General features: G+C 62.6%; 21 protein-coding genes. 4 read left to right on the top strand and 17 right to left on the bottom strand.

Annotated elements, in window-relative coordinates; translation table 11 throughout:
* Positions 1-119 precede the first annotated feature (119 nt).
* Positions 120-2,423, bottom strand: coding sequence for a TonB-dependent receptor (locus HWQ56_RS24530; RefSeq protein WP_176571975.1), 2,304 nt, complete (start codon positions 2,421-2,423; stop codon positions 120-122).
* 209 nt (positions 2,424-2,632) lie between these two features.
* On the opposite strand from HWQ56_RS24530, the gene HWQ56_RS24525 reads away from it, so the two are divergent.
* Positions 2,633-3,313 (top strand): Fe2+-dependent dioxygenase, encoded by a 681-nt coding sequence (locus tag HWQ56_RS24525; RefSeq protein ID WP_158152704.1) that lies wholly within the window; start codon positions 2,633-2,635, stop codon positions 3,311-3,313.
* A gap of 1 nt (position 3,314) precedes the next feature.
* Positions 3,315-4,064 carry a tetratricopeptide repeat protein gene (locus HWQ56_RS24520; RefSeq protein ID WP_158152703.1) on the top strand — a complete coding sequence of 250 codons (750 nt, stop codon included), beginning with the start codon at positions 3,315-3,317 and terminating at the stop codon, positions 4,062-4,064.
* A gap of 144 nt (positions 4,065-4,208) precedes the next feature.
* On the opposite strand, the gene HWQ56_RS24515 is transcribed toward HWQ56_RS24520, so the two are convergent.
* The 5 genes from HWQ56_RS24515 to HWQ56_RS24495 form a co-directional block, all read right to left on the bottom strand.
* Positions 4,209-5,372: a type III PLP-dependent enzyme gene (locus tag HWQ56_RS24515; protein WP_158152702.1), complete on the bottom strand. Its 1,164-nt coding sequence runs from the start codon at positions 5,370-5,372 to the stop codon at positions 4,209-4,211.
* A gap of 371 nt (positions 5,373-5,743) precedes the next feature.
* On the bottom strand, positions 5,744-6,913 hold the full coding sequence (locus tag HWQ56_RS24510) for an osmoprotectant ABC transporter ATP-binding protein OsmV (RefSeq protein ID WP_158152701.1): 1,170 nt from the start codon (positions 6,911-6,913) through the stop codon (positions 5,744-5,746).
* Positions 6,910-7,563 carry an ABC transporter permease gene (locus HWQ56_RS24505; protein ID WP_158152700.1) on the bottom strand — a complete coding sequence of 218 codons (654 nt, stop codon included), beginning with the start codon at positions 7,561-7,563 and terminating at the stop codon, positions 6,910-6,912. The genes HWQ56_RS24510 and HWQ56_RS24505 overlap by 4 nt, the downstream gene beginning before the upstream one ends.
* Positions 7,560-8,474 (bottom strand): glycine betaine ABC transporter substrate-binding protein, encoded by a 915-nt coding sequence (locus HWQ56_RS24500; RefSeq protein WP_176571974.1) that lies wholly within the window; start codon positions 8,472-8,474, stop codon positions 7,560-7,562. Before HWQ56_RS24500 ends, HWQ56_RS24505 begins: the two co-directional genes overlap by 4 nt.
* A gap of 14 nt (positions 8,475-8,488) precedes the next feature.
* Positions 8,489-9,175 carry an ABC transporter permease gene (locus HWQ56_RS24495; RefSeq protein ID WP_176572480.1) on the bottom strand — a complete coding sequence of 229 codons (687 nt, stop codon included), beginning with the start codon at positions 9,173-9,175 and terminating at the stop codon, positions 8,489-8,491.
* Between the two features lie 360 nt (positions 9,176-9,535).
* Between HWQ56_RS24495 and HWQ56_RS24490 the strand changes: the two genes are divergently transcribed.
* Positions 9,536-11,119, top strand: a complete 1,584-nt coding sequence (locus HWQ56_RS24490; protein ID WP_158152697.1) for a peptide chain release factor 3 — start codon at positions 9,536-9,538, stop codon at positions 11,117-11,119.
* Positions 11,120-11,427: 308 nt separating this feature from the next.
* Here the strand turns inward: HWQ56_RS24490 and catA are convergent, their stop codons facing one another.
* From catA to HWQ56_RS24475, 3 genes are read right to left on the bottom strand one after another with little or no spacing between them, the layout of a single operon-like run.
* Complete coding sequence (catA, locus tag HWQ56_RS24485; protein ID WP_176571973.1) at positions 11,428-12,357, bottom strand: catechol 1,2-dioxygenase; 930 nt, start codon at positions 12,355-12,357, stop codon at positions 11,428-11,430.
* A 52-nt stretch (positions 12,358-12,409) separates the two neighbouring features.
* Positions 12,410-12,700: a muconolactone Delta-isomerase gene (catC, locus tag HWQ56_RS24480; RefSeq protein WP_176571972.1), complete on the bottom strand. Its 291-nt coding sequence runs from the start codon at positions 12,698-12,700 to the stop codon at positions 12,410-12,412.
* 13 nt (positions 12,701-12,713) lie between these two features.
* Positions 12,714-13,862, bottom strand: a complete 1,149-nt coding sequence (locus tag HWQ56_RS24475; protein ID WP_176571971.1) for a muconate cycloisomerase family protein — start codon at positions 13,860-13,862, stop codon at positions 12,714-12,716.
* A 121-nt stretch (positions 13,863-13,983) separates the two neighbouring features.
* Between HWQ56_RS24475 and HWQ56_RS24470 the strand changes: the two genes are divergently transcribed.
* Positions 13,984-14,877 carry a LysR family transcriptional regulator gene (locus HWQ56_RS24470; RefSeq protein ID WP_176571970.1) on the top strand — a complete coding sequence of 298 codons (894 nt, stop codon included), beginning with the start codon at positions 13,984-13,986 and terminating at the stop codon, positions 14,875-14,877.
* A 17-nt stretch (positions 14,878-14,894) separates the two neighbouring features.
* On the opposite strand, the gene HWQ56_RS24465 is transcribed toward HWQ56_RS24470, so the two are convergent.
* The 8 genes from HWQ56_RS24465 to HWQ56_RS24430 all read right to left on the bottom strand — a co-directional run bounded on the left by HWQ56_RS24465 (position 14,895) and on the right by HWQ56_RS24430 (position 24,696).
* Positions 14,895-15,995, bottom strand: coding sequence for a polyamine ABC transporter substrate-binding protein (locus HWQ56_RS24465; RefSeq protein ID WP_158155116.1), 1,101 nt, complete (start codon positions 15,993-15,995; stop codon positions 14,895-14,897).
* 83 nt (positions 15,996-16,078) lie between these two features.
* Positions 16,079-17,485, bottom strand: coding sequence for an NAD(P)/FAD-dependent oxidoreductase (locus HWQ56_RS24460; protein ID WP_176571969.1), 1,407 nt, complete (start codon positions 17,483-17,485; stop codon positions 16,079-16,081).
* 192 nt (positions 17,486-17,677) lie between these two features.
* Positions 17,678-18,649: a peptide ABC transporter ATP-binding protein gene (locus HWQ56_RS24455; protein WP_158155120.1), complete on the bottom strand. Its 972-nt coding sequence runs from the start codon at positions 18,647-18,649 to the stop codon at positions 17,678-17,680.
* Positions 18,649-19,617 carry an ABC transporter ATP-binding protein gene (locus HWQ56_RS24450; protein ID WP_158155122.1) on the bottom strand — a complete coding sequence of 323 codons (969 nt, stop codon included), beginning with the start codon at positions 19,615-19,617 and terminating at the stop codon, positions 18,649-18,651. The genes HWQ56_RS24455 and HWQ56_RS24450 overlap by 1 nt, the downstream gene beginning before the upstream one ends.
* A gap of 10 nt (positions 19,618-19,627) precedes the next feature.
* Positions 19,628-20,539 (bottom strand): ABC transporter permease subunit, encoded by a 912-nt coding sequence (locus HWQ56_RS24445; RefSeq protein WP_158155124.1) that lies wholly within the window; start codon positions 20,537-20,539, stop codon positions 19,628-19,630.
* Between the two features lie 10 nt (positions 20,540-20,549).
* Positions 20,550-21,560 (bottom strand): ABC transporter permease subunit, encoded by a 1,011-nt coding sequence (locus HWQ56_RS24440; RefSeq protein WP_158155126.1) that lies wholly within the window; start codon positions 21,558-21,560, stop codon positions 20,550-20,552.
* A 79-nt stretch (positions 21,561-21,639) separates the two neighbouring features.
* Entirely contained in the window at positions 21,640-23,235 is a 1,596-nt protein-coding gene (locus tag HWQ56_RS24435) for an ABC transporter substrate-binding protein (protein WP_158155128.1), read from the bottom strand.
* Positions 23,236-23,319: 84 nt separating this feature from the next.
* On the bottom strand, positions 23,320-24,696 hold the full coding sequence (locus HWQ56_RS24430; protein ID WP_158155130.1) for an OprD family porin: 1,377 nt from the start codon (positions 24,694-24,696) through the stop codon (positions 23,320-23,322).
* Between the last annotated feature and the right edge of the window lie 114 nt (positions 24,697-24,810).

Raw genomic sequence — 24,810 nt, 5'->3', positions numbered from 1 at the left:
ACCTTGCCGAATCGGGCACTGAATGCGGCGCGCATTATGCCGCATCGGTTGCGAATAAATCTCATGCATGCAAAAGCCCCGCTCAACAGTGAGCGGGGCCTGGGGGCACTTCTCTTGAATCAGAAGTGGAAGTTGGTGCTGAACAGCACGGTTCGGCCGGCCGCCTGGTTGGCGAAATGCGCGGCGTAGGCCTTGTCGTAGTAGACCTTGTCGGTCAGGTTCTGCACGTTGAGCTGGAAGTCGACGTTTTTGTTCAGCTTGTACGCCGCCATGGCGTCGTAGCGCGTGTAGGACGGGACATACACGGTATTGGCAGTGTCGCCCCAGACTTCACCCACGTAGAAGGCACCGCCGCCGATGGTCAGCTTCGGCGCCACCTGGTACGTGGTCCACAGGCTGGCGCTATGTTTCGGTGTGTTGGGCAGTTCATTGCCGTCGGTAGCGGCTCCCCCTGTGACGGTGCCGTTGCGGCCGGACAGGCCACCGCTGACGATCTCGCTGTCCAGGTAGCTATACCCAGCGAATACCTGCCATTTCTCGGTGATCTTGCCGGTGGCCGACAGTTCGAAACCGTCGACACGGGTCTTGCCGGCGTTTTCGTAGGTGTTGTTGGCGGTCAGTACCCGGGTGTTTTCCTTCTCGGTACGGAAAATGTCCGCGGTCAACGAGACGCGGTCCTGCAGTACGTCCCACTTGGTACCGATTTCGTAGTTCTTGGTGGTTTCCGGTTCCAGGTCGCTCTGCAGGGTGCTGTTGCCTGCCGTCAGCGGGTTGCCATCAATACCTTCGTTAAGCATGGCGCCCGGCGGTGTGGCCGAGGTAGCGAACGAGGCATAGATGCTGCCGTTGTCGGTTGGCTTGTAGACCAGGCCGGCCTGCCAGTTCCAGAAGGTGGAATCGTTCTTGGTCTTGCCGGTGGTGGCGCTGTCGGCCTTGGTATCAAAGCTGTCGAAACGCGTGCCCAGGTTCAGCAGCCATTGCGGGTCCAGTTCGATGGTGTCGAAGGCATAGATGGCACGGGTATTGGCGGTAGTCCTGGTGCCCGCGTAGTTGCGGGTGATGGTGCCAGTGTAGTCGTCGTCCGGGTTCGGGTTGCTCAGCGAAGTACAGGTACCACCGTTGGTTTCTCCAGGCTGGCAACCGGTGCCACCTGGCGAAGTGGCGCCGGGGTTGCTGTTCGCCGGGTTGGCGAAGGTGTAGCCGGTCACGTTGCTGACTTCACGGGTGAACTCAACGCCGGTGGAGTAGTTGTTCTTGAAGCCAAGCAGGTTGAACTCGCCAAACAGATCGGTCTGGTTGGTGGTGGTCTCGGTGGTGCTGACCCGGGCGTTGGCGCGGCGCCATACGGTGCCGTACTTGTTGACGTTCTTCTGGCTGTCGTCGGGCTGGGTCAGGATGTAGTCCTGGCCAGTATTGCCATGGCGCAGGGTGTTTTTCAGCGTCATGGTGTCGCTGAAGTCGTGTTCGAACGAAATGGTGCTGATGTCGGCGCGGGTCTTGCGGAAGTCGCGGTCTTTCAGGCCATAGAAGTTGTTGCTGTTGCCGCCATCGGTGGGCTTGTCGTGCACGTGGGCGGTGGCATCGGCCGAGCTGTAGCCATAGGGAATGCCCGAGTCCGGCAGGTCGTTGCTTTCCACGTGATAGTAGCTGAGGTTCAGGCGGTTCTCGGTGCCCAGCCCGAAGGTCAACGACGGTGCCACGCCCCAACGGTCGTAATTGACCGCGTCACGCCCGGCCACGTTCTGCTCGTGGCTCATCAGGTTCAGACGAAAGGCCGCGGTATCGAGGAATTTGCGGTTGACGTCCAGGGTGTAGCGGCGCGTCTGGTCGGAGCCGTAGGTAAAGCCGCCGTCGATGAAGTCGTGGTCCTTGGGCAGCTTGCTGATAAGGTTGATGCTGCCGCCTGCCGAGCCGCGGCCGCCGAAAGCCGAGTTCGGGCCCTTGCTGACCTCCACCGATTCGATGTCAAAAATTTCCCGGGTTTGCGCACCCGTGTCACGCACGCCGTCCAGGTACGTGTCACCCTGGGCGTCGAAGCCGCGGATGAACGGTCGGTCGCCTTGCGGGTTGCCGCCTTCGCCAGCGCCGAAGGTAATGCCCGGCACAGTACGAAGGGCATCTTGTAGCGACGTGGCTGCTGTGTCCTTGATCACCTGTTGAGGGATGACGGTGACAGAGCGTGGGGTGTCGGTCAGCGGTGCGGTGTATTTATTGGAAGCTGACTTCTCGACCTGGTAGGAAGGCTCCTGGGCCTCACCGGTGATGCTGGTAGCGCCGAGCGAAATGGCACCGTTCTGCTTGGCATCGGTGTCTTCGGCGGCCTGGGCGAACTGCGAGACCGAAGCGGCGCCCAGAGCCATGCCGATGGCCGAGACCAGCAGGCGTGGCGAGCTGACAGGTACGTGAACGTGTTGGCGTGACATTGTTTTTGGCCTTCCCCAAGGTGTGTCGAGGCGGCGGAATGTAGGGTAAATGAAACTCGGTATCAATTGAGATACCCTGCCATTCGTATCTAATTTACGTTCTTTACAATTTGTTGTTACGTTTTTAACAAATTCGTACGTCGAGCCGTTGTACACAGTCAATAAGAATCAATACCATTGGCATCTTTCCTCCTCCAGGTGCCACCGCCATGCTTTTGCACATCCCCGCAATCTTCTCCCGAGAGGAGGTGGCGCGCATTCGCCAGGCCCTGGAAGCAGCCGATTGGGCCGATGGCAAGGCCACCGCCGGCCATCAGTCGGCCAAGGCCAAGCACAATCTGCAACTGCCTGAGGGCCACCCATTGGCGGTCGAGATTGGCGCGGCCATGCTGGAAAGGCTGTGGCAGAACCCGCTGTTCATGTCGGCCGCGCTGCCCCACAAGGTGTTCCCACCGTTACTGAACTGTTACACGGCAGGCGGCAATTTCGACTTTCACATCGACAATGCCGTGCGCCAGGCCCGTGGCAACCCGGAGCGGGTGCGCACCGACCTGTCATCGACGCTGTTCTTCAGTGACCCTGACGAATATGAAGGCGGGGAGCTGGAGATCCAGGACACCTTTGGCACCCAGCGGGTCAAGTTGCCGGCCGGTGACCTGGTGCTGTACCCCGGTACCAGCCTGCACAAGGTCAACGCCGTGACCCGCGGCGCACGTTACGCCTCGTTTTTCTGGACCCAGAGCCTGGTGCGCGAGGACAGCCAGCGGGCGCTGCTGTTCGAGATGGACGGTGCCATCCAGAGCCTGACCCGTGATGTGCCCGACCACCCCTCGCTGATCCGCCTGACGGGCACCTACCACAACCTGTTGCGGCGCTGGGTGGACGTCTGACATGGGCTACCAACTGCGCCGCGAGGAAGTGCTCGACGCCCAGCGCCTGCGTGCGATGCTGGACGACAACCCCGCCCGTGCCGCCCAGGCGATCCTGACTGCCGCGCGCGCCGGCATGGCCGACGCCCAGGCGTTGCTGGGGCAGATTCTGCTGGACGGCCAAGGCATCGAGCGCGACCCCGCGCTGGCGCGTACATGGTTCGCTATCGCCGCCAACGGCGGGCATGCCATGGCCCGCAACATGCTCGGGCGTTGCCACGAACACGGTTGGGGCGGGGCGGTGGACGCCAGGCAGGCGGCGGTGCATTACCGTGAGGCCGCGGCAGCCGGGCTGGATTGGGGGTTGTACAACTACGCCAACCTGCTGGGCACCGGGCGTGGCGTGGCCCTTGACCATGAACTGGCGCTGGCCTGCTACCGCCGTGCGGCGCTGATGGGGCATGCCAAGTCGATGAACCTGCTGGGGCGTTACCTGGAAAACGGCATGGCGTGCGCAGCCGACCCTGCCCAGGCGCACGACTGGTACCGACGTTCGGCCGAAGCCGGTGATTTTCGTGGGCAGTTCAGCCACGCCGCGGTGCTGGCCGAGGCCGGCAGGGTGGAAGACGCGCTGCATTGGCTGCAGCGGGCGCTGGAAGGTGGCAACCTGAATTTCCTGCGTGTCAGCGGGCCTGCGTTGCTGCAGGCCAGCGACACCCGCATCCGGGCCATGGCGACGCTGTACCAGGCGAAAGCCGATTCCCTGGCGTAGCAGCGGACCCGGCCGCGTCGGCGATGCATGGGGTGTGCCTGATGCTACGCGGCGTTCTTGACGCGGCCGGGTCCGCTGCTACGGGCGGTGTGGGGGGCGTAAAAAAACCGGGCGCGAGGCCCGGTTTCGTTGTTCAGCGAATGCTTAGATGTAGAACGATTTCAGCGGCGGGAAGCCGTTGAACTCCACGGCGCTGTAGCTGGTGGTGTAGGCGCCGGTGGACAGCCAGTACAGGCGGTCACCGATGGCCAGGTTCAGTGGCAGGCCGTACTTGTAGTTCTCGTACATGATGTCGGCGCTGTCGCAGGTCGGGCCGGCGATGACCACTTCTTCCACTTCGCCTTTCTTCTCGGTCCAGATCGGGAACTTGATGGCTTCGTCCATGGTTTCGATCAGGCCGCTGAATTTGCCCACGTCGGTGTATACCCAGCGCTCGACGGCGGTGCGCGACTTGCGGGCCACCAGCACTACTTCACTGACCAGGATGCCAGCGTTGGCGATCAGCGAGCGGCCCGGCTCCAGGATGATTTCCGGCAGATCGTCACCGAAGTCTTCCTTCAGGAAGCGGATGATCTCTTCCGCGTAGGTTTCCAGGCTATTGGTACGGGTGATGTAGTTGGCCGGGAAGCCGCCACCCATGTTGATCAGCTTCAGGTGGATACCGTCTTCTTCCTTCAGGCGTTCGAAGATCACCTTCACCTTGGCGATGGCGGCGTCCCACACGCTGATGTCGCGCTGTTGCGACCCTACGTGGAACGAGATGCCGTAAGGCACCAGGCCCAGGTCGCGGGCCAGGATCAGCAGGTCCATGGCCATGTCGGTCTGGCAGCCGAACTTGCGCGACAGCGGCCAGTCAGCGGTGGTGGAACCTTCGGTCAGGATACGCACGTACACTTTCGAGCCCGGGGCGGCCTTGGCAATGTTGCGCAGGTCGGCTTCGGAGTCGGTGGCGAACAGGCGCACGCCCTTCTCGTAGAAGTAGCGAATGTCCTTGGACTTCTTGATGGTGTTGCCGTAGCTGATGCGCTCAGGGCCAACGCCCTGGCCCATGACTTTATCCAGCTCGTAGATCGAGGCGATGTCGAAGCTCGAACCCTTGTCGCGCAGCAGGTCGATGATCTCGACCGCAGGGTTGGCCTTGACCGCGTAGTAGACCTTGGCGAATTCGAAACCGGCGCGCAGGTCGTCGTAGGCCTGGCTGATCATCTGGGTGTCGATGAGTACGAAAGGGGTTTCTTGCTTGTCGGCGAACGCCTTCATTTTCTGGAAGGTTTCGCGCGCGAAATAGTCTTCGACCTGGATCGACATGCTGGGACTCCTGCTGGCAAACATTGAAAATATTCATGGGTGAAGGTGGCACCGGATGCACACCTCTCTTGACCGCCCTCCGTATCCCCACTTTGGTTCGCCTACTTCCCAAGGCATGTCGCCGAAAGCAAAAAGGCCACAGGAAGACGTGCTTCCCCATGGCCTGCTGTCTCGTCGTCAGTACTTGAGCCGGATGGATCGTTTCCAGCATGGACGGTCGGCGCGAACTTTAGGACGTGAGGGGCTCAAGATCAACAAAAAATGTCGCGTTTTTACACGCGTTCGTCGCTGAGCCTTGGGTACACCCTTGATAACCGACCTGCATGACAGGCTGATGTTCCCCCCACCTGGTTCGCGCACGACCGACAGGCTCATGCGACGGTGGTCTGCTCGACCAATTCGGCCGGGGAGACGATGTTGGTCTTCATGCCCCGCGAGCGGCCCGAACTCAGGTACGCGGCGATGGACTCCTGGGTCACCTCACCCAGGAACACATTCTCCGCGTCCAGCACCGGCAACCAGGCGCGGTTGAACTCGTACATGCGCGACAGCAGGATGCGCAGGTGTTCGTCGTAGGCGGCGGTGGCGTTGAACGGGCGCAGGTAGTCGTGGCAGGTGCCCTGCTGGCGGTGCAGGTCGCGGCGGCGCACGTAGCCCATGGCCTTGTTCTGCGCATCGGTCATGACCACGTAGCGACGATCGTGCTCGTCCATCAGCTCCAAGGCATCGGCCACCGGGGTTTCCGGGCTGACGGACGGCGCGTTGTCGGCAGCGTCCTCGGCTTTTACCAGCAACAGGCGCTTGAGGGTGCTGTCCTGGCCCACGAAGTTGCTGACGAAATCATCCACCGGGTGCGCCAGCAGGGTGTCCGGGTGGTCGATCTGCAGCAGTTTGCCGGCGCGGAAGATGGCGATCTTGTCACCCAGCTTGATGGCCTCGTCGATGTCGTGGCTGACCATGATCACGGTCTTGTTCAACGCCCGCTGCATCTCGAAGAATTCGTTCTGGATCATCTCGCGGTTGATCGGGTCCACGGCACCGAACGGTTCGTCCATCAGCAACAAGGGCGCATCGGCCGCCAGGGCGCGGATTACGCCGATGCGCTGTTGCTGGCCGCCCGACAGTTCGCGCGGGTAGCGGTGCAGGTACTGCTTGGGTTCGAGCTTGATCATGCTCATCAGCTCGCGGGCGCGTTCGTGGCATTTCTGCTTGTCCCAACCCAGCAGGCGCGGCACCACGGTGATGTTTTCCTCGATGGTCATGTTGGGGAACAGGCCGATCTGCTGGATCACATAGCCGATGTTGCGGCGCAGGGTCACTTCGTCCAGGTCCGTGGTGTCTTCGCCGTTGATCAGCACCTTGCCCGAGGTGGGCATGATCAGGCGGTTGATCATTTTCAGCGTGGTGCTCTTGCCGCAGCCCGACGGGCCCAGGAACACGCAGATCTCGCCTTCGTTGACGGTCAGGCTCACGGAGTCCACGGCCTTGACGTCTTTGCCGTTGCTGTTGAAAGTCTTGGTCAGGTTCTGAAGTTCGATCATTTGAGTAATCCTTTGGGAGTCAGGGCGCGTTGCAGCCATTGCAGGGCGAGGTCGGCGATGATCGCCAGGACGCTCACCAGCACGGCGCCGACGATGAGCATCGACATGTCGCTGCGGCTGATGGAAGTGAGGATGAGAACGCCCAGGCCACCGGCGCCGATGGTGGCGGCAATGGTCATGACGCCGATGTTCATGACCACGGCGGTGCGCACGCCCGCCAGGATCACCGGTACGGCGATGGGCAGTTCGACCATGCGCAGGCGCTGGCCGAAGGTCATGCCGATACCGCGGGCGGCTTCACGAATGCCAGGCTCCACGCCGGTCAGCGCCAGGTAGGTGTTGCGCATGATCGGCAGCAACGAGTAGAGGAACACCGCGGTGATGGCAGGCAACGGCCCCAGCCCTTGGCCGAACTTCGAATAGAAGGGCAGCAGCAGGCCGAACAGGGCGATGGACGGAATGGTCAGCAGCACCGTGGCGCTGGCCTGCATGACGCCGGCGGCGGCCGGGAAGCGGGTCATGAGGATGCCCAGGGGCACACCCACCAGAATGGCCAGGCTCACGGCCACGCCGACCAGGGCGATGTGCTGGCCGGTCAGGTGCAGCACCTGCGACCAGTCCAGCAGAGAGAAGGTATCGATAAAATTCATGGTTGCTCCTTCGCGGCGGCAGGCACGGGGTGGTCGCGCAGGAACTGGTCGGCCACGACCGTCGGGCTCAGGTGGTCCACGTCGACCTTGGCGTTGAGCTGGCGCATGGTTTCGTCGTCCAGCCGCTCGGCCAGCGGCTTGAGGTCGGCGGCCAGGTCCGGGTGCTTGTCGAGGAAGTCCTGGCGCACCACGGGGGCGGCCGTGTAGTCGGGGAAGTAGTGCTTGTCGTCTTCCAGCAGCTTGAGATGGAAGGCGTTCAGGCGCCCGTCGGTGGTGTACACCAGGCCCGTGAACACCTGGCCATTGCGCAGCGCGGTATAGACCAGGCCGGCATCCATCTGGCGGATGTCGGGGCGGGTGAATTTCAGGTCATAGGTTTTGGTCAGGCCCACCAGCCCGTCGGAGCGGTTGGCGAACTCGGTGTCCAGGGCCAGCACGTGGCCTTTGTTCGGTTCATCCATCAGCACCTGGTTGAGCTGGGTGATGGTGTTGACCTGGGGGTAGGCCTTGGCGATCTTTTCCGGCAGGGCCAGGGCATAGGTGTTGCTGAATTTGGACGGGGCCAGCCACACCAGGCCTTTCTTCGCGTCGAGTTCCTTGACCCGCTGGTAGGTGGCGGCGCTGTCGAGTTTCTCGTTGACGTGGTTGTAGGCCACCAGCGACACGCCGGTGTATTCCCACACCATGTCAAGCTGGTTGGTTTCCTGGGCACTGCGCGCCAGGTTGCTGCCCAGGCCACTGGTGACCTGGACGTTGTAGCCTTTGGTGTTGAGGTACTGCGCGGTGATGGCAGCCAGCACCGACTGTTCGGTGAACACCCGGGCGCCTAGGCGGATCACCGGTTTTTCCGCGGCGTTGGTGACGCCCGCGCACAGCAGGGCCAGGCCCAGCAGCATGCTTGATACTTTCATGTAGGTTCCTTCGCTCAGCGAGTCAGACCACGTTCCAGCCATAGGCGGCTGGCCATCGACACCAGGCCGTCGAGCAACAGCGCCAGCAGCGCGGTGCACGCGGCGCCCAGCAGCAGTTGCGGCTGATTGTTCAGGGCGATGCCGGGGAAGATCAGGCTGCCCAGGCTGTTGGCGCCAATCAGGAATGACAGGGGGGCGGTACCGACGTTGATGGCCAGGGCCACGCGCACGCCACCGATGATGATGGGCACGGCGTTGGGCAACTCGACCTGGAACAGCACTTGGCGCGGGGTCATGCCGATGCCGACGGCCGCTTCCTTGAGGGAGCCCTGAACGTTTTTCAGGCCTTCGTAGGTGTTGCGCACGATGGGCAACAGTGACGCGAGGAACAGGGCAAAGATGGCCGGGCCGCTGCCGATGCCAAGTATGCCCAGGGCGATGGCCAGTACGGCCAGGGGCGGGACGGTGTTACCGATGTTGAAGATCTGCATGAAACGTTCGGCGCGGCCAACCATGTTCGGTCGGCTGAGGGCAATGCCCGCTGGAATCCCCACCACCAGTGCCGCGGCCATGGAGGCCACCACCAGTATCAGATGCGCTTGCAGGTAAAACAGTAAATCTTCACGGTACTGCTCGATGGTACTGATGCCGATCCAGTGGACCAGCAGGGCCAGGATGACGACGACGGCCGCGCACCCCATTAGCCCTTTGCCATAGCGAATAGCCACAGGCGGACTCCTTTTTTCAGTCGGCGCACACACCGTCAGTGGCAACCGGCCATTCCTGGCGGTCAACGGTGGGTTCGCGAGAAGCAGCACGTTCGGCGGGCTGTGAAAACAGGGCCGATGCGTGCCATAAGCGCAGCCTCGTCAGGCAGCTGTTGCTAGTGTTTCGGCACCCTGACGAACGGTCATATCAGGGGAGTGGACGCCTCCACGTATTAAAAGGTTCCCATCTGCGGCAGCATTTGGCCACCCTTAATTGACTCAACGGTTTAGCTGGGCGTTGAGTTTGAGCTATAATCTGCGCCCTTTTTTGAATCACCTCGCAGGCGATTTCCCATGACCCAACAGGCCGCCGAAGTCGCGAAACGCCGCACTTTCGCCATCATTTCCCACCCGGACGCCGGTAAGACCACCATCACCGAGAAACTCTTGCTGATGGGCAAGGCCATTGCCGTGGCCGGTACCGTGAAGTCGCGTAAATCCGACCGCCACGCCACGTCCGACTGGATGGAGATGGAGAAGCAGCGCGGTATCTCCATCACCACCTCGGTGATGCAGTTCCCGTATCGCGACCACATGGTCAACCTGCTCGACACCCCCGGTCACGAAGACTTCTCGGAAGATACCTACCGCACCCTGACCGCGGTGGACTCGGCCCTGATGGTGCTCGACGGTGGTAAGGGCGTAGAGCCGCGGACCATCGCCCTGATGGACGTCTGCCGCCTGCGCGACACGCCGATCGTCAGCTTCATCAACAAGCTGGACCGTGACATCCGCGACCCTATCGAGCTGCTCGACGAGATCGAGGCGGTCCTGAAGATCAAGGCTGCGCCGATCACCTGGCCGATCGGCTGCTACCGTGATTTCAAGGGTGTGTACCACCTGGCGGGCGACTACATCATTGTCTACACCCCGGGCCACGGCCACGAACGTACCGAGGTGAAGATCATCGAGAAGCTGGACTCCGACGAGGCCCGCGCGCACCTGGGTGATGAATACGACCGCTTCCTGGAGCAACTGGAACTGGTGCAGGGTGCCTGCCACGAATTCGACCAGGACGAGTTCATGAACGGCCAGCTGACCCCGGTATTCTTCGGCACCGCGCTGGGCAATTTCGGCGTAGACCACGTGCTCGACGCCGTTGTCGACTGGGCGCCGCGCCCCTTGGCCCGCGTGGCCCACGAACGTACCGTGGAGCCAGTGGAAGAGAAATTTAGCGGCTTCGTGTTCAAGATCCAGGCGAACATGGACCCCAAGCACCGCGACCGCATCGCTTTCATGCGCATCTGCTCGGGCAAGTACGAGAAGGGCATGAAGATGCGTCACGTGCGCACCGGCAAGGACCTGCGCATCGGCGACGCGCTGACGTTCTTCTCCTCCGAGCGTGAGCAGCTGGAAGAGGCTTTTGCCGGCGACATCATTGGCTTGCACAACCACGGCACCATCCAGATCGGCGACACCTTCACCGAAGGCGAAGTGCTGGGCTTCACTGGCATCCCGCACTTTGCGCCGGAGCTGTTCCGCCGCGTACGCCTGCGCGACCCGCTCAAATCCAAGCAGCTGCGCCAAGGCTTGCAGCAGTTGGCCGAGGAAGGCGCCACCCAGGTGTTCTTCCCCGAGCGCAGCAACGACATCATCCTCGGCGCCGTGGGCGTGCTGCAGTTCGACGTGGTCGCCAGCCGCCTGAAGGAAGAGTACAAGGTGGAATGCTCCTATGAGCCGATCACTGTCTGGTCGGCGCGCTGGATCGAGTGCGCCGACAAGAAGAAGCTTGAAGAATTCAAGAACAAGGCGGTGGAAAACATCGCGGTGGACGGCGGCGGTCACCTGACTTACCTGGCGCCTACCCGGGTCAACCTGGCGCTGATGGAAGAGCGCTGGCCGGACGTGAAATTCCGCGCCACGCGCGAGCACCACTAAGTTGAAAGCAGGGCAGCCCACGGGTTGCCCTTTTTTTGGGGTATCCGCTCCCAGGCCGCGTCGGCGGTGTAGGCGGTGTACCTGATGCTGCGCGGTGTTTTTGACGCGGCCGGGTCCGCTGCTACAGCGGTCGGCGTAGCAGCGGACCTGGCCGCGTTGGCGGTGTAGGCGGTGTGCCTGATGCTGCGCGGTGTTTATGACGCGGCCAGGTCCGCTGCTACAGCGGTCGGCGTAGCAGCGGACCTGGCCGCGTCGGCGGTACATGCGGTGTACCTGATGCTGCTCGGGGTTTGTGACGCGGGCTGGTCTCAGGCTTCCAGGGCGCGAACTCGCGGTGGGCGCTGGTCTGCCTTGGGTTTCTCGGTTGGCTGCAAGGTGAAGTCAAAATCGATTTCGGCAAACTTGCCCGTCACGCCGTGCTGCTGCGCGCGCGCCTGATCATTACTGAAATGGATTTCTGCAATCAGCCCATCCCGGGTGGCATGGGCGAAGTCTTCATACAGGTATGGATCACCTGCCAGGTTGATCTGGGTGGTCAGGTGCCGGTGACCCGGCGCTGAGATGAAGAAATGGATGTGCGCCGGGCGTTGGCCATGGCGGCCCAGTTCGTCGAGCAGTTGCTGGGTTGGCCCGGTAGGGGGCACGCCATAGCCCGAGGGCACGATGCTGCGGAAGCGATAGCGCCCCTCGCTATCTGTCTCGATGCGGCGACGCAGGTTGAACTCCGATTGGGACGGGTCGAAATAGGAGTAGGTACCGCCTGTATTGGCATGCCAGACGTCGACGATGGCGCCCGCCAGCGGCTTGCCGTCGGTGTCGGTGACCTGGCCCTGCATGAACAGCACGGTGCCTGGGTCGGTGCCGTCGTCTAGGCGCGCCTGGTGTTGGACCAGAGGCGCGCCGGCCACGTACAGCGGGCCTTCGATGGTGCGCGGCGTACCGCCCAGTTGCCCGGCCGCCTCGTCCTGGGCGTCCAGTTGCAGGTCCATGTAATGCTCCAGGCCAAGGCCTGCCATCAGCAGTCCGGCTTCCTGGTGGGAACCCAGCACGTTGACGTAGTTGACCGCCTTCCAGAACTCTTCTGGCGTGACGTCCAGCTCTTCGATGATCTTCACCGCGTCGGTGACAATGCGGTGTATCAGGGTTTTGGACCTGGCGTTGCCAGCATCGTTGAACGCCCCGGTGGCTTGTTTGAAGAACTGCTGTACCGATTCGGTTTGCGAGATTTTGATATTCATGGGTGTAGCCTCATCTTGTAGTTATTAGGCAATTCGGTTGGTTCAGGTCTTTTCAGCGATCGTCTTGGTGAATCGAGGAAGGATGACGGCACATCGCATCCAGTTCGATCTTCATGTAGGGGTAAAGCGGCAATTGCATCAGCAGGTCGTGCAGCTCCTGGACACTGTTCACGTCGAACACGCTGTAATTGGCGTATAGCCCGGCGATCCGCCACAGGTGGCGCCATTTGCCTTCGCGTTGCAGGCGCTGGGCGAGTTCCTTCTCATCGGCCTTCAAGGCAGTGGCCTTGGCCGGGTCCATGTCAGGGGGCAGGTTCACGGTCATCTTCACGTGGAACAGCATGGCGGGCTTCTCCTTAGCTGTGGCTGTAAGCCGTGGTGGTCTTGTCACGACGGAAGAAGGCCACGCGGTCTTCATCCAATTCCAGCCCAAGGCCGGGGGTGTTGGGAACATGCAGGTGAAAGTCGCGGTAAACCGGCGGGTTGGCGAGGATGTCCTCGGTCAGCAGCAACGGGCCGAACAGCTCGGTGTCCCAGGCCATTTTCGGCAACGTGACAAAGGCCTGCGCCGAGGCCAGGGTACCGATGCCGCCTTCGAGCATGGTGCCGCCATACAGGCCGATACCCGCCGCGTCGGCGATGGCGGCAGCCCGCAGCGCCGCGCGGGGGCCACCGGTCTTGGCGATTTTCAGGGCGAAAATGGTACCGGCGCCGATGCGGGCCAGGTTGAACGCATCTTCTACTGATTCGATGGCTTCGTCGGCCATGATCGGGACCGGGCTGCTGGCACTCAACCGCGCCATGCCAACGCCGTTGTAACGCGAGATAGGCTGCTCGACCAGGTCGATGCCGTTGTCACCGAGTATGCGGCAGGCCCGCAGGGCCACTGCTTCGTCCCAGGCCTGATTGACGTCCACCCGCACGCTGGCGCGCTCGCCCACGGCTTTCTTGATGGCGATCACGTGGGCCAGGTCCTTGTTGACCTCGCCGGCACCGATCTTCAATTTGAAGATGCGGTGGCGGCGCACATCGAGCATTTTTTCCGCTTCGGCGATATCGCGCGCCGTGTCGCCACTGGCCAGGGTCCAGGCTACTGGCAGGCTGTCGCGCAGGCGCCCGCCCAGCAATTCGCTCACGGCCAGTCCACGGCGTTTGCCCTGAGCGTCCAGCAAGGCGCTTTCGATACCGGATTTGGCAAAGGTGTTGCCACGCACGCTACGTTCGATGCGCTGCATGGCGGCGTTGACGTTGTCGGCGGGCTGGCCGATGAGCAAAGGTGCGAAATGGGCGTCGATGTTGACCTTGATGCTTTCGGGGCTTTCGTTGCCGTAGCTCAGGCCACCGATGGTGGTGGACTCGCCAATGCCTTCCACGCCGTCGCTGCAGCGCAGGCGCAGCAACACCAGCGTCTGGTTTTGCATGGTGTGCATGGCCAGTTTGTGCGGGCGAATGGTCGGCAGGTCGACGATGATCGTCTCCAGCGACTCGATGATGGGATGACTCATTTCGATACCCGTCAGGTTGTGTTCTTGTATAACCCGATAGTGATCCGCCGCACGCGTTGAATCCAATATAGAATGAGTCTGGTTTTATACCCTCAGGGTATCGTCTGAAACGGAGGTGATCATGGAACTCAGGCATCTGCGCTATTTTCAGGTATTGGCCCAGACGTTGAACTTCACCCGCGCCGCAGAGCGCCTGCACATTGCCCAGCCGCCCCTGAGCCGGCAGATCCAGCAGTTGGAAGACGAGCTGGGCGTCAGTTTGCTGGAGCGTGCCCGCCCGCTACGGCTGACCGAAGCAGGACGCTATTTCTTCGAACACAGCAATGCCTTGCTGCATCAACTCGACAGCCTGTGTGGCAACACACGGCGCATCGGGCAGGGCAAGAAAACCTGGATGGGCATCGGCTTCGCGCCCTCGACGCTCTATGGCGTCTTGCCTGAGATGATCCGCCGCCTGCGTGGCGACGACGCCGAGATCGAGCTGGAATTGGGCCTCTCAGAGATGACCACGGTGCAGCAGGTCGAGGCGCTGAAAGCCGGGCGCATCGACGTGGGGTTTGGCCGCATCCACATCGATGACCCAGCCATCACGCAAACGGTTCTGCGCGAAGACCGCTTGATCGCGGTGCTGCCTGCCGGGCACCCGTTGCTGGGCCATACGGCCTCCCTCGCGCAACTCGCCAGCGAACCGTTCGTGCTTTACCCCGGCAACCCCAGGCCTAGCTACGCCGACCACGTACTGGCCCTGTTTTCCGCCCACGGCCTGAGCATCAAGGTAGCGCAGTGGACCAACGAACTGCAGACCGCGATCGGCCTGGTGGGGGCGGGGATTGGCATCACACTGGTGCCGGAGTCGGTGCAGATCCTGCACCGCGATGACATCGGCTATAGCCCATTGCAGGAAGCCAATGCGACGTCACCGATCATTCTCAGCCGGCGCGTGGGGGATGTGTCGCCAGCAGTGGGGTATTGCCTGGAGGTGATCCGTCAACTGCGTGTACCGGCCGCAGAGTAAGCGCGTTTGACAGAAAATCAATTCTGCGCGGCCTGCTCACCCGCCATCACCTTGTTCCACACCCGCAACCGCACCTTGTCGATCGCCGCAGGCATTGCCTGCAGCGGGAACAGGCGGCTCATGGTGTCTTCATCCGGGTACACCAGGCTGTTGCCCCGCAACGACGGCGAGATCAACGCATCGGCCTTTTCGTTGGCGTTGGCGTAGTGCACGTAGTTGCTGATACCCGCCATTACCTTGGGCTCCAGCAGGTAGTTCATGAAGGCATAGCCAGCCTTCGCGTCGGGGGCATCGGCGGGCATGGCGACCATGTCGAACCATAGCGGGGCGCCTTCCTTCGGGACCGAGTATGCGATGTTCACACCGTTGTTGGCCTGGCGGGCGTTGGTCTGGGCCTGCAGCACGTCGCCGTTGTAGCCCACCACCACGCAGACCTTGCCCTGGGTGAGGTCGTCGATGTACCGCGCAGTATCGAAGTAAGCCACATAGGGCCGAATGTTCATCAGCAGCGCTTGAGCTTTCAGGTAGTCGTCGGGGTTGGTGCTGTGAGGAGGCAGGCCCAGGTAATTCAAGGTGATGGGCAGCAGTTCCGGCCCGCTATTGACGAATGCGACGCCGCAGGCTTTCAGCTTGCTGATGTTTTCCGGCTTGAAGATCAGGTCCCAGGAGTCTACCGGCGCGTTGGGCCCCAGCGCCGCCTTGACCTTGTCGATGTTGTAGCCGATGCCCGTGCTGCCCCACAGGTAAGGAAAACCGTGGCGGTTGCCCGGGTCGTTGACCTCCAGCACCTTGAGCAGCACCGGGTTCAGGTTGCCCCAATTGGGCAGTTGGCTGCGGTCCAGGTCCATCAGCAGATTGCCCTGGACCTGATGCGCCATGAAGTGCGTGGACGGAAACACCACGTCATAGCCGGAGTGGCGTGCCACCAGCTTGTCGTTGAGCACCTCGTTGCTGTCGTACAGCGAGTAGCTCGGCACGATGCCGGTCTGGGCCTGAAAATGCTTCAACGTGTCCGGTGCGATGTATTCCGACCAGTTGTAGATGCGCACCGTGTCCGCGGCTTGGGCGGCGCTGGCAACAAGGGCGAGCAGCAGGGTGGCGGTAATCTTCAGCAGCATTGGGACAAGCCTTGAGAAAGAGGCTGCTGAAGCATACGCCAGCTCGGGAATTGTCGACAGGGCGAATCGAGGCGGCTCGCGGCTCACCGCATCAACCCCTCCATCACATCCGCCAACCGGCTGGCCAGCTGCCGCCGCCAGGGTGCGGCCGCCGGGTTTGCCAGGGTCTGGTCTTCATGGACGAAGCTCTTGATGATGGCGTTGTAGCCGAGCCAGCGGCACGGTTCCGGCTCCCAGGCTTTCAGGTTGGCCAGGCCGCCCGTGCAGGTTACCCAGGGCTGGCGCACCAGTTCGTTGTGCTGCTGCAGTATCAGCGCCGCCAGGGTGCGGCCGCCCAGGTTGCTGGCCCCCACGCCTTCGCCGCCGTAGCCACCGGCCAGCGCCAGGCCGCTGGCGTGGTCGCAGAGCATGTGCGGGCGAAAGCGCCGGGCCATGCCCAGGTTGCCACCCCAGGCGTGGGTGATGCGCACGTCCTTGAGCTGCGGGAACAGTTCACCGAACAGGTAGCGGCGCAGGCCGATTTCCTGGTCGCTGAGGGTGAAGTCGTGGCGCAGTTGGCCGCCAAAACGGTAGCCACCCCGGGCACCGAACACCAGGCGGCCGTCGGCGGAGCGTTGGCCATAGGTGACTTGGCGGCTGGCTTCGCCGAAGGCCTGGCCGTGTTCCAGGCCGATGCCTTGCCATTGCGCGTCGCTCAATGGCTCGGTGGCCACCAGCAGGCTTTGTACCGGCAAGTGATACCGGCCCAGGGGCGGCAGGTTGGCGCTGTAGCCTTCCACGGCCGGCACCACCCAGTGGCTGCGCACAGTGGCCTTCGCCGTGCGCACCTGGCGGGGCTGCCAATCGGTGACAGGGCTGTTCTCGTATAGCCGCACGCCCATGCGCTGCACCGTGCGCGCCAGGCCACGTGCCAGGCGTGCCGGTTGAATGGTCGCCATGTGCGGCGTGAAGATCGCGCCATAGCAGCGGTCAACGCGCACCTGGTCGGCGACCTGCGCCGGGGTCAGCCAACGGTAGTCCTGGTCGCCCAGCCCCAGTTTGTGCAGATGTTCGAGGTATTGGCGCTGGCTGGTTTCCTGCTCAGGGTAACGGGCCGCGCAATACAGCGCGCCGCCCTTGCGGTAATGGCAGTCGATGCCTTCGATGGCGGCCACCTGGGCGACTTCATCGGGAATGCCGTGCAGCAAGTCGAACGAAGCACGCCGCTGCTCGGCGGGCAGTGTCGCCAGCAGGCGATCATCGTTGAGCAGGTTGCCCATCAACCAGCCGCCGTTGCGGCCGGAAGCACCAAAACCGGCGGTCTGGGCTTCGAGGATGGCGATGTTCAGGCCAGGGGCCTGCAGCTTGAGGTAATAGGCGGTCCACAGGCCGGTGTAGCCGGCGCCAATGATGACGACGTCGACGTCCAGGTCGTGTTCCAGCGTCGGGCGTGGCGTGAGGGAGTCTTCCAGTTGGTCCATCCATAGGCTGATGCCGCGCCACGCTGTCATGGGCTTGCTCCATTGATAGGGGGATGGAATTCAGATTAGCTGCAAATTCCACGGCGACCGCAGGGGGGCTGTCACTCTGTGGGACCGGGCGAAGCTCGGGAAACAGGCAATGCGTTCTTCCATGAAATACGCATTGTCCCCTTCCCGAGCTTCGCCCGGTCCCACACACAGTGGAGTTGCTTTAGAGGCGAATCAGTTCAGAAACTGCTCGGCATAGTGGCACGCCACCTGACGGGTATCTACCTGGCGCAGCTCGGGCACTTCGCTGGCGCAACGCTCGGTGGCATGCGGGCAGCGTTTATGGAAGGCGCAGCCCGACGGTGGGTTGAGCGGGTTGGGCAGTTCGCCGACGATCTTGATCTTCGGCTTGGCCGGGTCCGGCCGGATAGTCGGGGTGGCCGACAACAACGCCTGGGTGTAAGGGTGCAGCGGGCGTTTGTAGATGTCTTCTTTGGGACCCATTTCCGCCGGGCGGCCGAGGTACATCACCAGCACGTCATCAGCCACGTGGCGTACCACCGCCAGGTTGTGGGAGATGAACACGTAGGCGGTGTTGAACTCCTTCTGCAGGTCCATGAACAGGTTCAGTACCTGGGCCTGGATGGAGACGTCCAGTGCCGAGGTCGGTTCGTCGGCCACCAGCACCTTGGGCTGCAGCATCATGGCACGGGCCAGGGCGATGCGCTGGCGCTGGCCGCCGGAGAACATGTGTGGGTAGCGCTGGTAGTGCTCGGGGCGCAGGCCCACCTGTTGCATCATCGCCTGGACCTTTTCGCGGCGCTCGGCCTTGCTCAGGTCGGTGTTGATCAGCAGCGGTTCACCCAGTTGGTCACCGATCTTCTGCCGCGGGTTGAGCGAGGCATAGGGGCTCTGGAAGACCATCTGCACGTCCTTGCGCAGTTGCTTGCGCTCGGCCTTGGTAGCGCCGTGCACTTCCTGGCCGGCTATTTTCAGCGAACCGGCAGTGGGCTCTTCGATCAGGGTAAGCGCCCGGGCCAGGGTGGACTTGCCACACCCGGACTCGCCGACCACGGCCAGGGTCTTGCCGGCTTCGAGTTCGAACGATACGCCGTTGAGGGCGCGCACCAGGGCGTGGCCCTTGAACAGGCCACGGGAGACCTCATAGTGACGGGTGAGGTCGCGGGCAGTGAGTACGACGGCCATCAAGCCACCTCCTGGTTCAACGGGTAGAAGCAACGGGCAAGGCTGTGGGCCTTGGGGTCCAGGCCGGGGCGCTGGGCGCGGCAGCTGTCTTGCACGTAAGGGCAGCGCGGCGACAGCAGGCAGCCCTGGGGCCGGTCGTAGCGGCCAGGCACGATGCCGGGCAGCGTGGCCAGGCGCTCGGCACCTTCGCTGTGCTCGGGGATCGCCTTGAGCAATGCTTCGGTATACGGGTGGGCCGGGATATCGAACAACTGCGGCACCTGGCCGACTTCCACCGCCTGGCCTGCGTACATCACGCATACGCGCTGGGCGGTCTCGGCGACCACGGCGAGGTCGTGGGTAATGAGGATCAGGGCCATGTTCTGCTCGCGTTGCAGGTTGAGCAGCAGCTCCATGATCTGCGCTTGGATGGTCACGTCCAGGGCGGTAGTGGGTTCGTCGGCGATCAGCAGCTTGGGCTCGCCGGCGATGGCCATGGCGATTGCCACGCGCTGGCTCATGCCGCCGGACAACTGGTGCGGGTAGGCGTCCAGGCGGCTTTCGGCGCCGGGAATCTCCACCTTCTTCAGCAGCTCCAGGGCACGCTGGCGCGCGGCCTTGCCGGACAGGCCCAGGTGCTGGCGCAGCACTTCTTCGATCTGGAAGCCCACGGTGTAGCTGGGGTTGAGCGCGGTCATGGGGTCCTGGAAGATCATTGCCAGGTCCTTGCCCACTACTTGGCGACGCTGCCGGGCGCTGAGCTTGAGCATATCGCGGCCGTCGAACGCCAGGGCGTCGGCGGTGATGATGCCCGGGTGATCGATCAGGCCCATCAGCGCCATCATGGTCACGGACTTGCCGGAACCGGACTCGCCGACGATGGCCAGCACTTCACCCTTGTCCACGGACAGGTCCAGGCCGTCGACCACGGGCACCGCCTTGGCGTCGCCAAAGCGCACGTTCAGATTCTTGATTTGCAACAGTGACATGGTCGTTCCCTCAGGCGGCATTCTTGAGTTTCGGGTCCAGCGCATCGCGCAGTCCGTCGCCCATCAGGTTGATTGCCAGCACGCTGAGCAAGATGGTCAGGCCAGGCAGGCTCACCACCCACCAGGCACGTTCGATGTAGTCGCGGGCCGAGGCCAGCATGGTGCCCCACTCAGGGGTGGGCGGCTGCACGCCCAGGCCCAGGAAACCCAGGGCGGCGGCGTCGAGGATGGCCGAGCTGAAGCTCAGGGTGGCCTGCACGATCAGCGGCGCCATGCAGTTGGGCAGCACGGTGACGAACATCAGGCGCGGCAGGCTGGCACCGGCCAGGCGCGCGGCGGTGACGTAGTCGCGGTTCAGTTCGCCCATGACCGCGGCGCGGGTCAGGCGCACGTAGGACGGCAGCGACACCACGGCGATGGCGATCACGGTGTTGATCAGGCCTGGGCCGAGGATGGCGACGATCGCCACGGCCAGCAGCAGCGAGGGCAGGGCCAGCATCACGTCCATCAGGCGCATGATGCCGGGGCCCATGACACGCGGGAAGAACCCGGCCACCAGGCCCAGGAAGATACCCGGGATCAGCGACATCACCACCGACGACAGGCCGATCAGCAGCGACAGGCGCGAACCGTGGATCAGCCGTGACAGCAGGTCACGGCCCAGCTCGTCGGTACCCAGCAGGTACTGCCATTGGCCGCCCTGCAGCCACACGGGCGGGGTCAGCAGTGCATCACGAAATTGCTCGCTGGGGTCATGGGGCGCCACCCACGGCGCGAACAGCGCGCAGAAGATGATCAGCAGCATGAACGCCAGGCCGGCGACGGCACCCTTGTTCTTGGCGAACGCTTGCCAGAACTCCTTGTAGGGCGATGGGTACAGCAGGCTTTGGTCGACAACGACCGCAGGGGTTGGGGTAGTCATGTTCGAGCCCTCAGCGCTGATGACGGATGCGTGGGTTGGCCAGGCCGTAGAGGATGTCCACCACGAAGTTGACCAGGATCACCAGGCAGGCGATCAACAGGATGCCGTTCTGCACGACGGGGTAGTCCCGGGCGCCAATGGCTTCGATCAGCCATTTGCCGACGCCGGGCCAGGAGAAGATGGTTTCGGTCAGTACGGCACCCGCCAGCAGGGTGCCCACTTGCAGGCCGAACACCGTCAGTACCGGGATCAGCGCGTTGCGCAGGCCATGCACGAACACTACGCGGGCCGGTGACAGGCCCTTGGCGCGGGCGGTGCGCACGTAGTCTTCACGCAGCACTTCGAGCATCGAGGAGCGGGTCATGCGCGCGATCACTGCCAGCGGGATGGTGCCCAGCACGATAGCCGGCAGGATCAGGTGCCGCAGGGCGTCCAGGAATGAGCCCTGCTCGTCGCTGAGCAATGTGTCGATGAGCATGAAGCCGGTCTTGGGTTCGATGTCGTACAGCAGGTCGATGCGCCCCGACACCGGGGTCCAGCCCAGGCTGACGGAGAAAAACATGATCAGGATCAGACCCCACCAGAAGATCGGCATGGAATAGCCCGCCAGGGAAATGCCCATCACCCCGTGGTCGAACAGTGAGCCGCGCTTGAGCGCTGCGATCACCCCCGCCAGCAGCCCCAGGGTGCCGGCGAAGATCAGCGCGGCGATGGACAATTCCAGGGTCGCCGGGAACAGCGACAGGAACTCATGCCACACGCTTTCCCGGGTACGCAGGGATTCGCCCAGGTTGCCGTGGGCCAGGTTGCCGATGTAGTCCAGGTACTGGGCATACAGTGGCTTGTTCAGGCCCAGGCGCTCCATGGCCTGGGCGTGCATTTCCGGGTCGACGCGCCGCTCGCCCATCATCACTTCCACCGGGTCGCCGGGAATCAGGCGTATCAACGCGAACGTCAGCAAGGTGATGCCGAAGAAGGTCGGGATCAGCAATCCCACACGGCGGGCTATAAAACTAAACATCTTGATTGGTACCTCATCAGCCGGTTAGGCATGGCCCGCCCACGACCCGATCGCGGGTGTGGGCAGGTGTTCTTCTTTTTTACTTCACCAGGGTGGTGGCGAAGTTGTTATTGGTCAGGGGGTTGATGTGGTAGCCCTCGACGTTTTTGCGCAAAGCAGTGAATAAGCGTGGGTAAGCCAGGCTCAGCCAAGGAATGTCCTGGGCGAAAATGGCCTGGGCTTGCTGGTACGCGTGGGCGCGTTCGGTCGGGTCGCTGCTGGCGCGTGCCTGGGCTAGCAGACTGTCGAACTCCTTGTTGCACCACCGTGCCGCGTTTTCCCCACTGCTGGCTGCGTCGCAGCTCAGGTTGGGGCTGAGGAAATTGTCGGGGTCGCCGTTGTCGCCGGCCCAACCGTAGAAGGCCATGTCGTGTTCGCCCTGTTTCAGGCGCTTGACCATTTCCCCCCACTCGAACACGCGAATATCGAGGTTGAGACCGATCTTGGCAAGGTCTGCCTGCAACAACTGGGCCGCGAGCGTGGGGTTGGGGTTGGTGGGGCCGCTACCGTTACGCACGAATACGGTGAAACGGGTGCCGGTCGGCACCCCGGCTTCCTTGAGTAGCGCCCGTGCCTTGTCCAGGTCATGGGGCGGCTCAACGATGGTCTTGTCGAACCCCAGCAAGGTCGGAGGGTAGGGGCCGGTGCCTTGGGTGGCGCCCCCTTCACCGAACAGGGTCTTGACCAGGGTGGGCTTGTCCAGGGCCATGGCGATGGCCTGGCGCACGCGCACGTCCCCCAGGTATTTGTGCGAGGTGTTGATGGCCACGTAGCTGGTCATCAGTGCTTCCATCTCGTCGATGCGCAGGTTCGGGTCGGCCTTGATGCTGGGAATGTCGTCCGGCTTGGGGTACACAGCCACCTGGCATTCATTGGCGCGCAGTTTCTGCAGGCGTACGTTGCTGTCGGTGGTGATGGCGAACACCAGCGCTTCGCTGGGCGGCACACCCTTGTAGTAGTCGGGGTTGGCCTTGTAGCGCACCATCGCGTCCTTGTTGTAGCGCACCAGAATGAATGGCCCGGTACCGATGGGTTTGCTGTTGATGTCGCCGGTCTTGCCTGCCTTGAGCAATTGGTCGCCGTATTCGGCGGAATAGATCGACGCAAAGGCCATGGCCATGTCCCTCAGGAAGGGCGACTCGGGACGCTTGAGGTTGAAACGAACAGTGTAGTCGTCGACCTTGTCGATGCTGTCGATCAGGTCTTTCATGCCCATGGCTTCGAAATAGGGAAAGCCCATGGGGGCCTTGTCGTGCCAAGGGTGCTTGGGGTCGAGCTGGCGCTCGAAGCTCCACAGCACGTCATCGGCGTTGAAGTCGCGGCTGGGCTTGAAGTAATCGGTAGTCTGGAACTTCACGCCCTTGCGCAGGTGAAAGGTGTAGCGCTTGCCGTCGGCGCTGATGTCCCAGCTTTGCGCCAGGTCCGGTTCGATGTCGGTGGTGCCGGGCTTGAAGCTGGCCAGGCGGTTGAACAGGGTTTCCGACGACGCGTCGGCGGTGGTGGCCGCCGTGTATTGGACGATGTCGAAACCTTCCGGGCTGGCTTCGGTACAGACCACCAGGGGCTTGGCCGAAATACCGACGGCCACGCTGAACAAGGCTGCCGCGATGGCGGCACGAAGGGGTAGCGCTTTCATATAGGCCCTCTGGGAGCTGCAGGTTTTGAACTTCAAGCTGCAAGCACCGCGAACGGCTTTTGCTTGCAGCTTGCCTCGGTTTACTTAAAGAATGTTGAATGGAATCGTGGTCACGATCCGCAATTCGTCCAGGCTGCCATCAGCCTGGTTGGCACTGGCGCGGTGGGCGGTGTAGGTCGCCCGCACGCTGGTGTCTTTCAGGGCGCCGCTCTGAATCACGTAGCTGGTGCCCACGCCATATTCATAGTGGGTCTCGCCATCCATCTTGCGCACGTCGTAGGCGGTGCCGGTGTAGTGGGTACCGTCGATACCCCAGCCGCGGGCGGTGTAGGCATTGAATTTCAAGCCCGGCACGCCGTACTGGGCCATGTTCAGGCCGTAGGCCACCTGGAAGGACTTCTCGTTCGGGCCGTTGAAGTCCGACAGCAGGGAGTTGGCCAGGAAGATGCCGTTGGTTTCGTGCAGGTAGTCGAAGTACTCGTTGCCGTTCACCTGCTGGTACGCCAGGGTCAGGCTGTGGGCCTGGTGCGTGGCGGTCAGCGACAGGCTGCCGGTGTCGTTGTCGATCTTGCCCATCTTGCGGGCGCCGGTATCGCGGGTCTTGTAGTAGTTCAGGCCGGTGGTCAGGCTTACTACCGCGCTGTCGCCCAGCACATGTTCGGCACCGAAGTAGTACTGGTTCCAGAAATCATCGGCCTGGGTGGCGAACAGGGTAGTGGTCAGGCTTTCGAACGGCTGGTAGTTGGCGCCGGCGGTGGTGACACGGTCGGTTTCCACGCCGGTGGCGCCGTATTCGGTGCGGAACTTGCTCAAGCTCTGCTCGGTACGCGGCGACACGCGGTCAAACGTGCCGGCCTGAAACGACAAATTGTTGAATTCCTTGCTGTCGATGGCCACGCCTTCGAAGCTCGACGGCAAGGCACGGTTGCCAATGGTAGCGACCATGGGCGTGTTCATGGCCTGGCGGCCCAGGGTGAGGGTGGTGTTGGAGACCCGCGCCTTGACGTTGCCCAGGCCCAGCTTGCTCCACTGGCCCACGGTGTCGCCGTCGCTGTCAGCCAGCGTGCGGTTGTTGGAACCACCGTTGCGGGCACTGCCGCGCTCCAGCGCCACCACGTTGTACATCGCCGCCTCGACACCGAAGCCGACGGTGCCCTGGGTGAAACCAGAGGTGTAGTTCAGCGTGGTACCTTGCAGCCAGTTGGTACGGTTGTTCATAGGCTCCCGGGTGCCGTCCTTGCTGTGGGTGAACAGTGGCCCCCGTTTGGACTGTTCGCGGGCATACCAGTTGCGTGTCCAGCCCGACAGGCTCTGGTCTTCCACGAAGCCGTTAGCCTCGGCCTGGGCACTGGTGGTCTTCAACGTGGTGGGCGTGAAGGCCTGGCTGGGTTCGTCGGCGAAGGCCACGGCAGACAGGCTGCTGATGGACAATGCCAGCATGGTTTTTCTTGTTATGTTCATGGTGAAGCTCCTTGGTTTTCTTTTTTTTATGCCGGGCACATTCGGGTGCCTGGTCAACTTTGGGTACAACAACGTTTGCAAACGTTTGCCATCGTTCATGGTGGCAAGGCTTGC

Source organism: Pseudomonas eucalypticola (assembly GCF_013374995.1).
Lineage (GTDB): Bacteria > Pseudomonadota > Gammaproteobacteria > Pseudomonadales > Pseudomonadaceae > Aquipseudomonas > Aquipseudomonas eucalypticola.
The sequence above is the reverse complement of the archived record's forward strand: the minus strand, read 5'-3'. Positions and strand labels throughout refer to the sequence as shown.

Excerpts from the sequence above, each read along its gene's own strand:
- HWQ56_RS24475 (WP_176571971.1), bottom strand. The coding sequence starts at position 13,862 with ATGAGTCATCCCATCATCGAGTCGCTGGAGACGATCATCGTCGACCTG.
- HWQ56_RS24440 (WP_158155126.1), bottom strand. The coding sequence starts at position 21,560 with ATGTTTAGTTTTATAGCCCGCCGTGTGGGATTGCTGATCCCGACCTTC.
- HWQ56_RS24530 (WP_176571975.1), bottom strand. The coding sequence starts at position 2,423 with ATGTCACGCCAACACGTTCACGTACCTGTCAGCTCGCCACGCCTGCTG.
- HWQ56_RS24450 (WP_158155122.1), bottom strand. The coding sequence starts at position 19,617 with ATGTCACTGTTGCAAATCAAGAATCTGAACGTGCGCTTTGGCGACGCC.
- HWQ56_RS24510 (WP_158152701.1), bottom strand. The coding sequence starts at position 6,913 with ATGATCGAACTTCAGAACCTGACCAAGACTTTCAACAGCAACGGCAAA.
- HWQ56_RS24460 (WP_176571969.1), bottom strand. The coding sequence starts at position 17,485 with ATGACAGCGTGGCGCGGCATCAGCCTATGGATGGACCAACTGGAAGAC.
- HWQ56_RS24525 (WP_158152704.1), top strand. The coding sequence starts at position 2,633 with ATGCTTTTGCACATCCCCGCAATCTTCTCCCGAGAGGAGGTGGCGCGC.
- catA (WP_176571973.1), bottom strand. The coding sequence starts at position 12,357 with ATGAATATCAAAATCTCGCAAACCGAATCGGTACAGCAGTTCTTCAAA.
- HWQ56_RS24490 (WP_158152697.1), top strand. The coding sequence starts at position 9,536 with ATGACCCAACAGGCCGCCGAAGTCGCGAAACGCCGCACTTTCGCCATC.
- HWQ56_RS24435 (WP_158155128.1), bottom strand. The coding sequence starts at position 23,235 with ATGAAAGCGCTACCCCTTCGTGCCGCCATCGCGGCAGCCTTGTTCAGC.
- HWQ56_RS24470 (WP_176571970.1), top strand. The coding sequence starts at position 13,984 with ATGGAACTCAGGCATCTGCGCTATTTTCAGGTATTGGCCCAGACGTTG.
- HWQ56_RS24455 (WP_158155120.1), bottom strand. The coding sequence starts at position 18,649 with ATGGCCGTCGTACTCACTGCCCGCGACCTCACCCGTCACTATGAGGTC.
- catC (WP_176571972.1), bottom strand. The coding sequence starts at position 12,700 with ATGCTGTTCCACGTGAAGATGACCGTGAACCTGCCCCCTGACATGGAC.
- HWQ56_RS24515 (WP_158152702.1), bottom strand. The coding sequence starts at position 5,372 with ATGTCGATCCAGGTCGAAGACTATTTCGCGCGCGAAACCTTCCAGAAA.
- HWQ56_RS24495 (WP_176572480.1), bottom strand. The coding sequence starts at position 9,175 with ATGGGGTGCGCGGCCGTCGTCGTCATCCTGGCCCTGCTGGTCCACTGG.
- HWQ56_RS24465 (WP_158155116.1), bottom strand. The coding sequence starts at position 15,995 with ATGCTGCTGAAGATTACCGCCACCCTGCTGCTCGCCCTTGTTGCCAGC.
- HWQ56_RS24445 (WP_158155124.1), bottom strand. The coding sequence starts at position 20,539 with ATGACTACCCCAACCCCTGCGGTCGTTGTCGACCAAAGCCTGCTGTAC.
- HWQ56_RS24430 (WP_158155130.1), bottom strand. The coding sequence starts at position 24,696 with ATGAACATAACAAGAAAAACCATGCTGGCATTGTCCATCAGCAGCCTG.
- HWQ56_RS24500 (WP_176571974.1), bottom strand. The coding sequence starts at position 8,474 with ATGAAAGTATCAAGCATGCTGCTGGGCCTGGCCCTGCTGTGCGCGGGC.
- HWQ56_RS24505 (WP_158152700.1), bottom strand. The coding sequence starts at position 7,563 with ATGAATTTTATCGATACCTTCTCTCTGCTGGACTGGTCGCAGGTGCTG.
- HWQ56_RS24520 (WP_158152703.1), top strand. The coding sequence starts at position 3,315 with ATGGGCTACCAACTGCGCCGCGAGGAAGTGCTCGACGCCCAGCGCCTG.